A 14,725-nucleotide genomic window follows, 5' to 3' on the forward strand; every position below is an offset into this window, starting at 1 on the left:
CCCCCCCCCCCCGGGGGGGGGGCCCGCCCCCCCCGGCCGCGGGGTGGTCAGTCGACGGGGTAGGGGAAGTCGGCGGTGACGCCGATCTGGTCGTACTGCATCCGGGTGGCGTCGAAGTCGTCCTCCCAGTTGCCGTTGGTGACCTCGTTGCAGTCGTACGACTGGTACGACTGGTCGGTGGTCCTGCCGACCTCCACGTTGCTGAACGCGAAGCCGCAGCCGCCGGCGTCCATGTGCACCCCTCGGGTGCCGCTGTCGGGCATCGCGCCGGCGGGGTCGGGGATGACGTCGCCGATGACCATCTGGTCGACGGTGTTCTGGATCGGGTGCGGCTCCTGGTTCGCGACGCCGTAGGTGTAGAAGGCGCCCATGTCGCCGGAGTCGAGTCCCGCCTGGTCGATCCGGATGTACCGGAACGTGTTGTTGTCGGTGTACTGGTCGCCGTCGACCACCTCGGGACGGGACTCGAGGCTGATGCCGTACCGCGCGGAGTGCTTGACGTGGACGTGCTCCACGAGGTTGTCGCCGGTGCCCATGAGCTCGATGCCGGAGGCGTCGCCGGGCACGAGCTCGCCGACGTGGTCGATGGAGAGGTTGCGGAACGTGTGGGCGTGGGTGAGGTCGCCCTCGCCGGGCCAGCCGCCCTCGACCTTGATGCCGTCCGCGCCGATGTTCTCCAGCAGGGAGTTCTCGACCGTCAGGTGGTCGTTGGCGAACAGGGCGTAGACGCCCATGAAACCGGTGTCGCGGATGTGCATGCCGGTGAGGGTGATGTGCGAGGTGTTCTCGAGGGTGACGGCGCCGAACCGGTTGCGGGGCATCTCGATCTGCCGGTCGTACTCGGGGTACTTGTGCGGCTCGCCCGAGTCGCCGGCGCTGATCCACCCGGCGCGGTACCAGTCGACGAAGTCGGAGTACTGCACGCCGAGGCCGTCGAACGTGATGTCGTGCGCCTTGTCCTCGGGGGAGTCCCCCTTGATGTCCACGAGCTTGGCCACGGTCGGCCGCATGATGGTGACGTCGTCGATGTCGCCCCGCGGCATGTAGTACAGCTCGCCGGCCTCCCGGTCCACGTAGTACTCGCCGGGCTGGTCCAGGAACGGCATCGCGTTCTGGATGTAGTAGCGCGACCCGCTGCGGCTGTTCACCAGGGCGTACCGCGACCAGTAGTCGAACGTCGCGAAGCCCTTGCGGTAGTCCGCGCCCCCGATCGGGATCGTGTCCGTGAACCAGCTCCAGGACCCGCCGGACCACACCGTGATCTGGGCGTCCTTGAGCGGGTTGCTGTCCGCGGTGTCGTCCCACGCCGGGTCCCAGTCGCCGTCCTTCCAGTAGAGCCAGGAACGGACGGCCTCCTTCTCGGGCTCACCGAGGACGGAGAACAGGTACGGGGCCTGCGTGTCCTCCGAGGTGCGGTTGGGGTAGCGCGCCAGCTCGGAGCGCTCGCCGTCCTCGAACAGCGTGTAGAACTGCTGCTCGGGGTCGAACGTCGTCTTGTAGATGCCGTCCTGGTAGGGCTCCCAGCCGGTGACGGGCTCGGCGCCGACGAGGTTGGCCTTGCCGGGGCCGTCGGCGGAGCGGTAGATCACCTGGTGGCCGTTGGTGCCGGAGTCCTTCTCGGTGAACTCGATCGTCTCGTCGACGGGGTAGTCGCCCTCGGCAAGGTTGACCACGATGTCGCACCTCATCTTGCGCTCGTGGTTGAGCCCGAGGTCCTGGATGTGCTGGCGGGCGTGGTCGACCGTGGCCCAGGGGTCGTTCGCCGTGCCCCGGGCGGAGTCGTCCCCGTCGGGGGAGACGTAGAACTGGGGGCACTTCTTGGCCTGCGTGCTCGCCGCGTAGGGGTCGAAGGCCGTGGCCCCGACCCCGACCGCGGCAACGGCGCTGATCGCGACGACCGCCGCCGTGCCGGTCCTGATCCATCGTCTGGACATCGGTGTCCTCTTCTCGTGAGTGGTGCGGGTGTGGCTGGTGGGTGGGCTCAGACCGTCGGTCGGACGACGTAGGTGGCGCCGCGCCGCGTCTCGAACACGGCCAGGCCGTCCTCGGGGCGTTCGACGGCGACCGGTCCGCCCGGTCCGACGACGCGCACGGGCCCGTCGGTGCGCAGGCGGACCGTGCGGCCGAGCAGCGAGCGCACGCGGGCGTGGTCGAGGCGGCCGGAGGACCAGGTCATCGTGATCTCGAAGCCTCCGCGGGTGCGCAGGCCGCGCACGCGCCCCTCGGGCCAGGCCTCGGGGAGGCACGGCAGCAGCCAGACCTCCCCGGAGTGGGACTGCAGGAGCATCTCGTTGATCGCCGACGTGCCGCCGAAGTTGCCGTCGATCTGGAACGGCGGGTGCAGGTCGAACAGGTTGGGCGCCGTCCGGCCGGGGGAGAGCAGCTGCGTGAGGTGCGTGTAGGCGCCGTCGCGCTGCAGGAGCCGGGCGCGGATGTTCATCTTCCAGGCCAGGGACCAGCCGGCGGTCACCGCCGGCCCGCGCAGCTCCAGCGAGCGGTCGGCCGCGGCCGCGAGCTCGGGCGTCCGGCGAGGCGTGATCTGGTCGCTGGGGAACACTCCCCACAGGTGGGAGACGTGGCGGCTGGTCTCGGTGGCCGCGTCCTCCCAGTCGATCAGCCACTCCTGGAGCTGGCCGAGGTAGCCGACCTGGTTCGGGGGCAGCTTGTCGCGCGCGGCGAGGGCGGCCACGGCGGTCTCGCGGTCGAGGCCGAGCTCCCGCGACGCGTTGTCGAACGCCGTGAACAGGTCGCGCAGGATCTGGCAGTCCATCGTCGGCCCCGCGCAGAGGCTCACGCCCTCGTCGTCGTCCTCGTGGTGCTTGAGCTCGGGGGAGTGCGACGGGTTCGTGACCAGGTAGCCGGTCGCGTCGTCGACGACGAGCGTGTCCAGGAAGAACTCGACGGCGCCGCGCAGCACCGGGAAGTACTCGCGCAGGGTGTCGAGGTCGCCGGTGTACTCGTAGTGCTCCCAGAAGAGGAGCGAGAGCCACGCGCCGCCGGTGGGCCACACCCCGTAGAAGGCGTGGTCGACCGGGGCGGTCCCGCGCCACAGGTCGGTGTTGTGGTGGGCCACCCACCCCCGGGCGCCCCACATCTTCTGCGCCGTCCGCGCCCCCGACTCCGCGAGCTCCTCGATCATCGCGAACAGCGGCCGCCAGCACTCCGCGAGGTTCGCCGGGCCGGCGGGCCAGTAGTTCATCTCGCAGTTGATGTTGAGCGTGTACTTCGACTGCCAGGCGGGCAGCATCTCCGCGTTCCAGAGCCCCTGCAGGTTGGCGGGCTGGCCGGGCGTTCGCGAGCTCGAGATCAGCAGGTAGCGGCCGAACTGGTAGTACAGCGCGGCGAGCTGCGGGTCGCCGCCGGCGCGGAACGCCGCCACCCGCTCGTCGGTCGGCAGGTCCGCCGCCGACGACGCGCCGAGATCGAGGTCCACCCGCCCGAACAGCTCCCGGTGGTCGCGCACGTGCGCGCGGCGCAGGACACCGAAGCCCTTGACGCTCGCTCGCTCCAGGGGCGGCCCCGCCTGCTCGAAGGGGTCGCCGCCCACGTCGAGATAGCTGCGGTGGCTGGTGCCGATCGTGACGAGCAACGTGACGGCATCGGCACCCCGGACCCGCAGCGACGCCTCGTCGCACACCACGGACCCGCCCTCGGCGACGGCCCGTGCCAGGGCGACGAACCGCACCTCGCCCTCGAGCCCCTCGGCCTCGCCGGAGCGGCCCTCGAGGGCGAGCGTCCGGCCGTCGTGCGCCAGAGTGGTCGTCTCCTGGAGCGACGTGAACGCGGCGTCGACCGAGACGGCCCCCGGCGCGTCCGCGCGCAGCCGCACGACGATCGCCTGGGCGGCGTGGCTGGCGAACACCTCGCGCGTGTGCCGCACGCCGTCGGCGACGAACGTCGTGGTGGTCACCGCCGTGGTCAGGTCGAGCGAGCGGCGGTACTGCGCGACGTCGTCCGTCAGCCCGGGGAACGTGAGGTGCAGGTCGCCGACGGGCTGGTACTGCATCTGCTCCGTGGGGCGGCCCATGAAGCGTGCGTCGGCGAGCCGCTGGGCGTCGGCCCAGCGCTCCTCCGCGAGGAGGCGCCGGATCTCGGGCAGGGCCTCAGCGCCGCCGGGGTCGGCGTAGTCGTGCGGCCCGCCCGCCCAGACGGTGTCCTCGTTGAGCATGAGGGTCTCGGTGGCGACGCCGCCGAAGACCATGGCGCCGAGCCGGCCGTTCCCGACCGCGAGCGCCTCGAGCCACGCGGCCGCGGGACGCGGGTACCAGAGCTCCAGCGGGTCGGTCGCGGCGTCGTCCGGGCCTGCGTCCCCGGCGGCGGCCTCGGCCGTGTCGGCGCGGGAGCCGCCCGCCAGCACGACCGCGCCGGCCGCCGCGGCTCCGCTCGATCTCAGCAGGTCTCGTCGGGTGAACGAGGTCATCGCATCCACATCCCTCTCGTCGTCCGTCTCGTCGTCGAGGCCACGAAAGGTCGAACGGCTGCCCGTGCGGTCGGGCGTCGTCGCCTTCGGTACCGGAACTGCAGGGTGTCGCTGGAGTGCTCTCGCGGCCGGTGGAGGCCGGGCAGCCCTGCCCCGCCGTCCTCGCGTCCCGAGGTGCTCAGGGATGCGGTGCCGCGATGGATCGAATGTAGTACATCACATGTAGTACAAGTCAACAGGTCGAGAAGAGGCCCGGTCCTCCGGGCGGCGGCGTGACCGTCGCGGGGAGGGCCGGGCCTTCGTGGTCGGCGAGGCCTCGTCGGGCCGGGCTACTCCTGGGGGCGGCGCCGCGCCCAGGACGACGTGATGTGGTCGCGCATCGCGGCGTCCGCGCCGTCGCCGTCGCCGGCGGCGAGCGCCTCGAGGATCCGCGTGTGGCCCTCGTGCGTCGAGCGGACGTCGTCGACGCTCGGGGTGCCGCTGTACTGCGGGGAGTGCAGCGCCTTGCCCTGCACGCTGGAGACGATCGCGCGGCCGAAGGCGTCGTGGGAGGCGCGGTGGATCAGCTCGTGGAACTCGAGGTCGACCCGCGCGTACGCCGTGGGGTCGTCGATCAGGTCGGCGAGCTCGTCGAGCTTCGCCGCGAGGGCGGAGCGCTGCTCGGCGTCGAGCAGGCCGGCCGCGCGCCGTGCCATCGCGCACTCCAGGGTGGTGCGGATCTCGATGAGGTTGTCGAGGTAGACGAGCCGGTCCTCGCGCTGGAAGAGCGCGTCGAGGACGAGCGGGTCGAGCAGGCTCCACTGGTCCTGGTCGAGCACGATCGTGCCCCAGCCCTGCCGTGATGCGACGAGGCCCTTCTCCACCAGGGCCGTGGTGGCCTCGCGGATCACCGTGCGGCTGACCTCGTACTGCTCGCAGAGGGCGCCCGCCGGGGGGAGCGCGCTGCCCGGGGGGTACTCGCCGACGACGATCGCCGTGACGAGGCTCTTCACCACCGCTGCGGCGAGCGGCGGGCGGTGTCGCTGGGGGCGGGGCACCGCTCCGGCGGTCGAGGGCGTCGTTGTCATGTCGTCCGGGCTCCGTTCTGCGTCGCGGCCTGCGCTGACGGCCACCCCGAGCGTAGCGGAGGCTTGCATACTCATCACTCGTATCATAAGTTATGACTCAGCCGACAGGCTCGACGAGGCGCTGGCACCCAGCCGCTGCACCTCCCACGACCCGGCCTCGAGACGCGCGCCGACGGCGGCGCGTGCGGAGTAGGAGCAGCGGATGCGCATCACGGGATACCGGACCCTCACCACCGTCCACCGATGGGGGCGCCCGGTGGGCGACGTCAACGGCGTCGTCGCGGACGGGGTGACCGAGGTGCCGGTCGTGCTCCTCGAGACGGACGCCGGCGTCACGGGCGTCGGCCTCGGGGCGAGCGGCAACCTCGACCTGGTCTTCGGCGCCCTCGACGGGCAGGACCCGCGTGCGGTGACCGCGCTCTACGACCGCATGCTCGCGTTCGTCTTCAAGTCCGGGCACGCGGGCAGCACGTTCGGCACGATCGGCGCCTTCGACATGGCGCTGTGGGACCTCAAGGCGAAGCTCGCCGACGAGCCGCTGTGGCGCACCCTCGGCGCGGCCGACCGGTTCGTGCCCGCGTATGCGTCCGGGCTGGAGTACGCGCTGCCCGACGACGCGCTCGTCGAGCTCTACGAGCCCTGGGCCGAGCGCGGCTTCACCGGTGCCAAGGTCAAGGGCGGCCTCGACGTCGACCGCGACGTCAAGCGGCTCGCCATCGTCCGGGACGTCCTGCGCGAGAACACCGACCACCCCGACCTCATGTACGACGTCAACGAGGCCTGGGGGCGCCACCAGGCCGTCCGGTTCGCGCGCCGCGTCGAGGACCAGGTCGACCTCATGTGGATCGAGGAGCCGGTGCGCCGGTGGGACGTCGCCGGGCACCGGGCCGTCGCCTCGGAGCTGCGCGCCGCGGTCGCGACCGGGGAGAACCTCACCGGCCTCGAGCAGTACGGGCCCCTGCTCGACCGCGACGCCGTGGGCGTCGTGCAGGCGGGCAGCGTCTGGGGCATCACCCACTTCCTGCGGGTCGCCGTGCTGGCGCTCGGCCGGGACCTGCCCGTGAGCCCCGTCGGCTACAACGCCAACCCGGTCGCCCACGCGTCCGCCGCGGTGCCCAACCACCTCGTCACGGAGGTGCAGGACCTGACCTGGCCGGTCGGGCTGCACGTGGACCAGGAGATCCAGGACGGCGGCATCGTGCTGGGCGACGCGCCCGGCCTCGGCATCGAGGTGGACGAGGAGCTCATCGCCACCAACCTCGAGTCCGGCACCTGGGCCGTCCCGTCGGGCCCGCACGTGCGGCCCGTGGACGCCGGCCTGCGACTCGCGCGCCGGCGCGCGGGCGAGCAGCGATGAGCCCGAGCCCTCGGACGACCGGCGCGCGTCCCCGTGCCGTCCTGGCCTTCGACCCGCCCGAGCTCGTCGAGCGGATCTTCGGGACCGACGGCCTCGAGCGCCTGGGCGCGGTCGTCGACCTCGACCCGGAGATCGTCGTCGAGGTCGGCTCGGAGGCCGCTCGCGCCCGGCTCGCCGGGGCCGAGCTGCTGGTCGCCGGCTGGGGCGCTCCGCCCGTTCCCGCGGACCTCGTGCCGCGGCTGCGGGCGGTCGCCTACGCGGGCGGCGTCGCGCGCACGTGCCTCGCGGACCCGGCCGTGCTCGCGGCGCGCGGGGTGGCGGCGTCGAACGCCCGGGCCGCCAACGCCGTGCCGGTCGCCGAGTACGCGCTGGCGATGATCCTGCTCGCGAACAAGAAGGCGCACGCCGCCGAGCGGGCCTACCGCGAGCGACGCGCGGCGCCGGACGGCGAGCGCCTCCTCACCAGCGCCGGCAACTACCGCCGCACGGTGGGGATCGTGGGGGCCTCGCTGGTCGGGCGCCGCGTGGTCGAGCTGCTGCGGCCGTTCGACCTCGACGTGCTGCTGTACAGCCCAGAGCTGTCGCCCGGCCCGGTGCCGGGCCTGCCCGGGGCACGGGCGACGGGCCTCGACGAGGTCGCGGCGCGCAGCGACGTCCTGTCGCTGCACCAGCCGCTCACCCCCGGGACGGCGGGGCAGATCGACGCACGGGTCCTCGGCCTGATGCCGGACGGCGCCACCCTCGTCAACACCGCCCGGGGCGGCGTGGTCGACGGCGCGGCGCTGCTCGCCGAGCTGCGCACCGGCCGGATCGACGCGGTGCTCGACGTCACGGACCCCGAGCCGCCGGCGGCGGACAGCGAGCTGTGGAGCCTGCCGAACGTGGTGCTCACGCCCCACCTCGCGGGCTCCACGGGCACGGAGCTGCGCCGGATCGGCGACTCCGTCGCGGCGGAGGTCGAGCGGTTCGCCCGTGGGCTGCCGTTCGCGCACCCGGAGGAGCTGGTGGCGTCGTGACGACCGAGGTGCGCGAGGATGCCACCCGCAGCAACGAAGCAGGAGGACGCATGGCGGCAGGACAGGCCGGCCCCGACGTCGCGGCGCTCGCGCGCTGGATGCGCACGTGGGTAGGCGACGAGGGGCAGATCCGGGGCTTCCACAACCACAGCGTGTGGGGCACGAACCCGGCGACGTTCGTCGACTTCACCAGCGGCCACCAGGCGTTCTCCGCCCCGGCCACCGCGGCGTTCGGCGAGGTGCTCGGGCGGTACCCCGACGACCGCGGGCTCGACCTGTGGCGGCGGATGATGCTCTTCCAGGCGCGGGCCGTGCAGGACGACGGGCAGTTCCGCCACATCGGGTTCCAGGTGGGCGAGTCGGCCACGGCGGGCCTGATCCACAACATGGTGGGCTGCCTCGGACTGCTGGAGGGGCTGCGGCACGCCGGGCACCTGCTGCCCGCCGACGAGCGCGCCGAGGTGCTCGCGGCCGTACGGCGCGACCTCGACGCGTGCCGCGTCTACGGCGGCGGCCGGCCGACCCTCGACGGCACGGTGAACCAGGAGTACGCCCGGGTCTGGGCCAAGCTGCGGTACGAGGAGCTGAGCGGCGACGACGTCTACGCCGCCGAGCTCGAGGACGACCTCGACGCCCTGGTGCGCCTCAGCCACGTGCGCGGGGTGCCCGACGGCGCGTCGGTGGGCGTCTTCCGCCAGCCGACCGACCGCGAGGGCGGCGGCATCCTCGAGCCCGCCGAGTACTACGGGCTCATGGTGGTGCCGCTCGTGCTGGGCGCGCGCCGGTTCGGCCGCCCGGACCTCCTGGAGGAGGCCGTCGCGATCTGCCGGCACGTCGCGCGCTCCGCGTGGACCGACGACGCGGGCTGCACCCGCTTCCACCGCTACTGGTACGTGCGGGGCGACACGCACCTGCTCTCGACCACGCCGATGCTGGTCGCGGGGATGGGGCTGAGTCTGTACGGCATCGAGGAGGTGCTCGCCGACGTCGACGTGCCCGAGCTGGGCGAGTTCCGCGACGCGTGCCTGCGGACCTACGCCCGCTACCAGTCGCCCGCCGGCCCGTTCGTGTCGGCCACGGGCTGGCACCACGAGGCCGACGTCGCGCCGAGCACCGCCTGGCACGCGCACGACCTGCTCTTCCTCGCCCGCCACGCGCTGGCCCGGGGCGACGTGGACGCGTCGTTCTGGGACGCGGTGTTCGCGGACCCCGACCGGCAGGCGGTGATCCTGTCGGACCGGGCGTTCTGGGCCGAGGACGGCGTGCACTGGTGCATCCTCAGCCCGTACACGGCCGGGGACCTCAGCATCTTCGGCCGCAAGGACCGCGACACGTTCGCGCGGTCGTTCTTCGCCTGGACGGACAAGGAACCGCTGCCGGCGGAGCTGGAGTACCCCGACGCGCCGGCGTTCTTCGTCGCGGACGAGGGGATCTTCCGGATCGACGACTCGGACCGGCCGACGGACGTGACCGTCGTCGGCCCCGTCCCCTTCCGAGGCCGGCTCGGCTAGGGACTGGTGGCCCGCCACCTCTCACATGTAGCATGTATGACAAGTGGTCCTCGTCCTCGAGGACGACGCACCCACCCAGGGAGACAACGATGTCAGCAAGGTTTCGGCGCGGGGCGATCGGCGCCTCCGCGCTCGGGCTCGTACCCGTCCTCGCCCTCACGGCCTGCAGCTCCGACGACGGCGGCGGCAGCTCGGGCGGCGGCGACCAGGTGCGGATGCTCGTGAACATCACCGACAACCTCACGCAGGCGAAGTGGGACGAGCTCGTGGCCCCCTTCGAGGAGGAGACGGGGATCGACGTCAAGATCGAGGGGCCGAGCGGCCAGTCGGTCGCCGAGACGTTCCCGACGCAGCTCGCCGCCGGCACGGCGCCCGACGTCATCCAGTCGGTCTTCCCCACCGAGGACACGGCGCCCGAGATCCTCGACCTGTCGGAGTACGACTGGGCCCAGGACACCCCGATGGCCGACCTGTACTCCACGGACGGCGCCATCAACGTGGTGGGCGTGGGCATGCAGGCCCAGTCGCTCCTGTACTACAACAAGGACCTCTTCGAGAAGGCCGGCATCACGGAGCCCCCCGCCACCTGGGAGGACATGGACGCCGCCCTCAAGGCCCTGCAGGACGAGGGCGTGAAGAAGCCGATCGGGTTCGCCTCCGAGTGGGCCACCGGCGTCCAGGTGCAGGAGATCTGGCACCCGCAGCAGAACCTCACCACCCCCGGGTGGCAGCAGGCCGTGGCCGGCGGGTCCTCTACCCTCGGCGACCAGTTCCAGCCGATGTTCGAGCACGTGGCGGACTGGATCGACGCCGGCTACACGACGGCCGACGACGTGGCCACGGACAGCGGCACGCAGGAGGCGAACTTCATCGCGGGCGACGTCGGGATCTACCCGATGGGCTCCTGGTTCACCACGACGCTCGCCGGCTCGCCGCCCGAGTTCGAGGTCGGGATCTTCGCGCCGCCGGTCGACGACGCCGCCGACCAGCCCGCGCCGATGGGCGCCACGATGGCGTTCCCGTACATGGTCTGGAACGGGACGCAGGCCAAGGACGCCGCCACGCAGCTCGTCGAGTACCTCGTGACCGACGAGGACGCCATCGCCACCCAGGCGGAGATGGACAACTTCAACCGCGAGGGCCTGGACACCAGCGCGAACGAGTACGCGGGGCAGGTCCAGGAGCTCATCGACGCCGCGCCGTCGTTCGTGGTGCCCGGCAACCAGACGGTGGGCGACTTCGCCCTGCCGGTCGCCGGGTTCAACGAGAAGTTCACCGAGGTCGCGCAGGGGCTGTGGCAGGGCACGTCGCCCGCCGACGCCGCCGCCCAGCTCACGGCCTGGTACGACGCGGAGGCAGCGGGCTGACATGGCTCGAGCGAGGACGGCACGCGTGCTGGGGAGAAGGGGCGCGCTAGGCCGGGGCCTGATGACGGTCCCGGCGGCGCTGGTCTACATCGGACTCATGGTGGTGCCCGTCGGGTACGCCGTCTACTACTCGTTCACCGAGTACAACGGCATCCCGACCCAGGCGCCCGAGTGGGTCGGGCTGAAGAACTACACGCGGATCTTCACCGACCCGACGGGCGACATGCACTCGTCGCTGTGGGTCACCGGGGTCATCGCGGTCGTCGGGGCGTTCGGCGTCAACGTGATCGCGCTCGGTCTGGCGCTGCTGCTGCGGCGGACCACGCCCTTCACCGCGTTCGCGCGCGCCGTGATGTTCTACCCGCACGTGCTGTCGGCCCTCATCGTGGGCTTCCTGTGGCAGGCGATCCTGGGCCCGCAGGGCGCGGTGAACAACCTGCTCACCGGGTCGGGCCGGTCGGCCCTGCCGTTCCTGTCCGACCCGGACTGGGCGCTCGCGACGATGATCGCGGTCATCGTGTGGGCCCAGCTCGGCGTCCAGCTCGTGCTGTACCTGGCCGGCCTGCAGGCCGTGCCGGCGGACCTCCAGGAGGCGGCGACGCTCGACGGCGCCGGCCGCGTGCAGGTGTTCCAGCACGTCACGTGGCCGGCGCTCGCCCCCACCGTGACGGTGACGATCGTGACGTCGGTGCTGTCGCTGCTCAAGGTCTACGAGGTCGTGCTCGGCCTGACCAACGGCGGGCCCGGCGACGCGACGCAGACCTGGGCCTACGAGATCCTCGCGGTCTCCTTCGCCAACAACAAGGTGGGCCTGGCGTGCGCCCAGGCGGTCCTGCTGATCGTCGTCGCCGGGATCCTGTCGTTCACGATCATCGCGCTGCGCAGGCGCGCCGAAGAAGGAGCGGAGGCGCTGTCATGAGCCTGTCGGGCAGCCGGACGGCGCGGTCGCGCGCGACCGTGCGCACCATCGCGATCGCGGTGCTGTCGGTCGCGATGCTCGTGCCGCTGTACATCGTCGTCGTCAACGCGTTCAAGCCGCAGCAGGAGATCCTGCTGTCCCCGCTCGGGTTCGACCCGGCCACGGCCACGACCCAGTTCCTGCAGGACGCATGGTCCAACCCGAACTTCCCGGTCGTCGCCGGCTACGCGGTGACGCTGTTCCTCGTCGTCGCGTGCAACGTCGTCGCGATCGGGGTCTCCGTCCCCACCGCGTACGTGATCGCCCGCACCCCGACGATCCTGTTCCGGGTGCTGCTGATGTTCTTCGTGGCGGGCATGTTCATCCCGGCGCAGATCATCCTGGTGCCCGCGATCTTCGTGCTCAAGGCGCTGCACCTCATGGGGACGCTGCCCGGCCTGGTGCTCTTCATGTCGTCGACCATGATCCCGTTCACCCTGTTCATCTTCACCGGGTACATCCGCATGCTGCCGCGCTCGCTCGACGAGGCGGCGGCGATCGACGGCGCGAGCCAGCAGCGCGTGCTGTGGCGGATCGTGTTCCCGCTCATGAAGCCGATCGTCGCGACGGCGTTCATCCTCAACGCGCTCAGCGCGTGGAACGACTTCGTCAGCCCGCAGCTCATCCTCGGGCCCGGGTCGTCGTTCCGGACCATCACCACCGGTGTGTACGCGGCCGTGTCCTCGTACACCACCAACTACGAGATCGTGTTCCCCACCCTGCTGCTGGCTGTGGTGCCGATCCTGCTCATCTTCGTCCTCATGCAACGGCACGTCATGAGCGGCCTGTCCGCCGGCGCGGTCAAGGGATGACCCGCGCACCTCACCTGTCCAGGAGAACCCGCATGACCCTCGACTTCACCGACCCGACGCAGGTCGCCCGCGCGATCCAGTACACGAACGTCAACCCCGACCTCACGCGCGACGGCGTGACGAAGCACCTGGAGACGTGCGCCGCCTACGGCTTCGACGCCGCGATGATCGCGCCGTACTGGGTGCCGCTGGCGAAGGACGTGCTCGCGGGGACCGGCGTCAAGGTCGCGTCCACGCTCAACTTCCCCATGGCCAACGACACTCCTGAGATGCGGCTCGCGGCCCTGCGCGCCCTCGTCACGACCGGGGTGGACGAGTTCGACTTCCCGCCGCACCCGGGCCTGCTGCTCGGCGGCGACGAGGACCTCTACGCCCGCGACATCGAGGACGTGGTCCGGCTCGCGCACGCCGAGGGCGTGGCCGTGAAGGTGATGCTCGAGTTCGGCTTCCTGCCCACCGACGACCTCAAGGCCCGCGCCACGCGGATCGCGTACGAGGCCGGGGTCGACTGGGTGAAGCAGTCGTCGGGCTGGGGCAAGGGCGGCCTGGAGGCCACCGAGCACGACGTGCGCCTGCTCGCCGCGAACATCGAGCCGCCCTGCCGGGTCAAGGTGTCCGGCAAGGTCAACTCGCTGGAGAAGATGCAGCGCCTGTTCGAGGCGGGGGCCGAGCTGGTCGGCACCAGCTCGGGGCCCGCGATCGTCGACGGTCTCGTCGGCGACCCCGACGCCTACTGACGTCCCCGGCGCACGGCACGACACGGAGGAGAGCGATGAGGCTCACGGTGGTGGGGAGCTATGCGAAGGCTCTCGTGATGACGGTCGACCGGCTGCCCGAGGCGGGGGAGACCCTGCTGGGGCGGGAGTACCGCGAGACGTACGGCGGCAAGGGCTCCGACATGGCCGTCCAGGCCGCTCGCCTCGGCGCCGAGGTCGCGTACGTCGGAGCGGTGGGCGACGACGCGCACGGCGCGGAGTTCCGCGCCCTGATGGCGGCCGAGGGGGTCGACGACTCGCGCGTGACGGTCGACCCGACGGCGCCGACGGGGGTCGGGTTCATCGTCAAGGACACGGCCGGGCGCAACCTCATCGTCGTCGACAAGGGCGCCAACGACCGGCTGCTGCCCGACGTGCTGGACGCGTCCGCCGACGCGCTGCGCGGGGCGGACGTCGTCCTCGCCCAGCTCGAGATCCCGCTCGGCTCGGCGCTGCACGCGCTGGGCGTCGCGCGGGACGCCGGCGTGGAGACGGTGCTCAACCCGGCGCCCGCCGTCGACCTGCGCGGCGTGGACCTCTCGGCGGTGGACGTCCTGACGCCGAACGAGCACGAGGCCCGGGTCGCGCTGGGCCTGCCGCCCGGTGACCCCACGCCGGTCGAGGAGCTCGCCCGGCGGCTGCTCGCCCTCGGGCCGCGCGCCGTCGTCGTCACGCGCGGGGAGGACGGGGCGCTCGTGGTCGACGCGGAGGGCGTGACGGCGGTGCCGACCGCGGCGGTCGACGTCGTCGACTCCAACGGCGCGGGCGACAGCTTCAACGCGGCGCTCGCCGTCGCGCTCGGGGAGGGGCGCGACCTGCGCGCGGGTGCCGCCTTCGCCGGCGTCGTGGCGGCGCTGTGCTGCGAGCACTGGGAGACGGTGCCGTCCTACCGGACGCGTGCCGAGGTCGAGGGGTTCCTCGCCACCACGAGAGCCACGACGAAGGAGACGGCATGAGAAGCGGACGGATCCTGCACCCCGGGCTCGCCGGGGCGCTCGCGACGCTGGGGCACACCGACGTCGTGCTGGTCACCGACGCCGGGTTCCCCATCCCGAAGGACGCTCACCGCGTCGACCTCGCGCTGACGCGCGGGCACCTCGACGTGCGGACGATCCTGCGGGTCCTGCGGGAGGAGGTCTTCGTCGAGGAGGTGCACCTCGCCACCGAGGTGAAGACGCACCACCCGCGCCTGTACGGCGACGTGCAGGACCTCTTCACCGGCTCGGGCGCCACGTTCCACGGCACGACCCACGAGCACCTCGTCGAGCACTGGGCGCCGCGCGCCAAGGTCGTGGTGCGCTCCGGCTCGTTCGAGCCCTGGGCGAACTTCGCGCTCGTCGCGTCGACCGCGCCGTTCGAGTGGTTCGCCGACGACGACGTGACGATCCTGCCGGAGTACGTCGAGCGCCGACGGCTGATCGCCGAGGGCGTGCGACCCGAGCTCGGGTAGCACGCCCCCGGC

12 protein-coding genes are annotated in these 14,725 nt (G+C 72.2%); 9 read left to right on the top strand and 3 right to left on the bottom strand.

Features of this window, described 5'->3' with window-relative positions; translation table 11 throughout:
- Nucleotides 1-47: 47 nt before the first annotated feature.
- From ACFQ8Y_RS18590 to ACFQ8Y_RS18600, 3 genes are all read right to left on the bottom strand, one after another.
- A complete protein-coding gene (locus ACFQ8Y_RS18590; protein ID WP_430586386.1) occupies nucleotides 48-1,934 on the bottom strand; it encodes a right-handed parallel beta-helix repeat-containing protein in 1,887 nt (628 codons plus the stop codon).
- 47 nt (nucleotides 1,935-1,981) lie between these two features.
- Nucleotides 1,982-4,420: a glycoside hydrolase N-terminal domain-containing protein gene (locus tag ACFQ8Y_RS18595; protein WP_430586387.1), complete on the bottom strand. Its 2,439-nt coding sequence runs from the start codon at nucleotides 4,418-4,420 to the stop codon at nucleotides 1,982-1,984.
- Between the two features lie 329 nt (nucleotides 4,421-4,749).
- Nucleotides 4,750-5,487 carry a FadR/GntR family transcriptional regulator gene (locus tag ACFQ8Y_RS18600; protein ID WP_430563762.1) on the bottom strand — a complete coding sequence of 246 codons (738 nt, stop codon included), beginning with the start codon at nucleotides 5,485-5,487 and terminating at the stop codon, nucleotides 4,750-4,752.
- A gap of 202 nt (nucleotides 5,488-5,689) precedes the next feature.
- Here ACFQ8Y_RS18600 and ACFQ8Y_RS18605 point away from each other — a divergent pair, with 202 nt between their 5' ends.
- The 9 genes from ACFQ8Y_RS18605 (at nucleotide 5,690) to rbsD (ending at nucleotide 14,713) form a co-directional block, all read left to right on the top strand.
- Nucleotides 5,690-6,844 carry a mandelate racemase/muconate lactonizing enzyme family protein gene (locus ACFQ8Y_RS18605; RefSeq protein ID WP_430586388.1) on the top strand — a complete coding sequence of 385 codons (1,155 nt, stop codon included), beginning with the start codon at nucleotides 5,690-5,692 and terminating at the stop codon, nucleotides 6,842-6,844.
- Nucleotides 6,841-7,860 carry a hydroxyacid dehydrogenase gene (locus ACFQ8Y_RS18610; protein ID WP_430586389.1) on the top strand — a complete coding sequence of 340 codons (1,020 nt, stop codon included), beginning with the start codon at nucleotides 6,841-6,843 and terminating at the stop codon, nucleotides 7,858-7,860. Before ACFQ8Y_RS18605 ends, ACFQ8Y_RS18610 begins: the two co-directional genes overlap by 4 nt.
- A gap of 50 nt (nucleotides 7,861-7,910) precedes the next feature.
- Nucleotides 7,911-9,371 (top strand): hypothetical protein, encoded by a 1,461-nt coding sequence (locus tag ACFQ8Y_RS18615; RefSeq protein ID WP_430586390.1) that lies wholly within the window; start codon nucleotides 7,911-7,913, stop codon nucleotides 9,369-9,371.
- Between the two features lie 89 nt (nucleotides 9,372-9,460).
- Nucleotides 9,461-10,738, top strand: coding sequence for an ABC transporter substrate-binding protein (locus ACFQ8Y_RS18620; protein WP_430563765.1), 1,278 nt, complete (start codon nucleotides 9,461-9,463; stop codon nucleotides 10,736-10,738).
- A gap of 61 nt (nucleotides 10,739-10,799) precedes the next feature.
- On the top strand, nucleotides 10,800-11,657 hold the full coding sequence (locus ACFQ8Y_RS18625) for a carbohydrate ABC transporter permease (protein ID WP_430586391.1): 858 nt from the start codon (nucleotides 10,800-10,802) through the stop codon (nucleotides 11,655-11,657).
- Entirely contained in the window at nucleotides 11,654-12,508 is an 855-nt protein-coding gene (locus ACFQ8Y_RS18630) for a carbohydrate ABC transporter permease (RefSeq protein ID WP_430550230.1), read from the top strand. Before ACFQ8Y_RS18625 ends, ACFQ8Y_RS18630 begins: the two co-directional genes overlap by 4 nt.
- A gap of 32 nt (nucleotides 12,509-12,540) precedes the next feature.
- Nucleotides 12,541-13,245 carry a deoxyribose-phosphate aldolase gene (gene deoC / locus ACFQ8Y_RS18635; RefSeq protein WP_430550229.1) on the top strand — a complete coding sequence of 235 codons (705 nt, stop codon included), beginning with the start codon at nucleotides 12,541-12,543 and terminating at the stop codon, nucleotides 13,243-13,245.
- 35 nt (nucleotides 13,246-13,280) lie between these two features.
- On the top strand, nucleotides 13,281-14,219 hold the full coding sequence (locus tag ACFQ8Y_RS18640) for a ribokinase (protein ID WP_430586392.1): 939 nt from the start codon (nucleotides 13,281-13,283) through the stop codon (nucleotides 14,217-14,219).
- A complete protein-coding gene (rbsD, locus tag ACFQ8Y_RS18645) occupies nucleotides 14,216-14,713 on the top strand; it encodes a D-ribose pyranase (protein WP_430550227.1) in 498 nt (165 codons plus the stop codon). The genes ACFQ8Y_RS18640 and rbsD overlap by 4 nt, the downstream gene beginning before the upstream one ends.
- Nucleotides 14,714-14,725 lie beyond the last annotated feature (12 nt).

The organism is Isoptericola sp. NPDC056605 (assembly GCF_042792795.1).
GTDB lineage: Bacteria > Actinomycetota > Actinomycetes > Actinomycetales > Cellulomonadaceae > Isoptericola.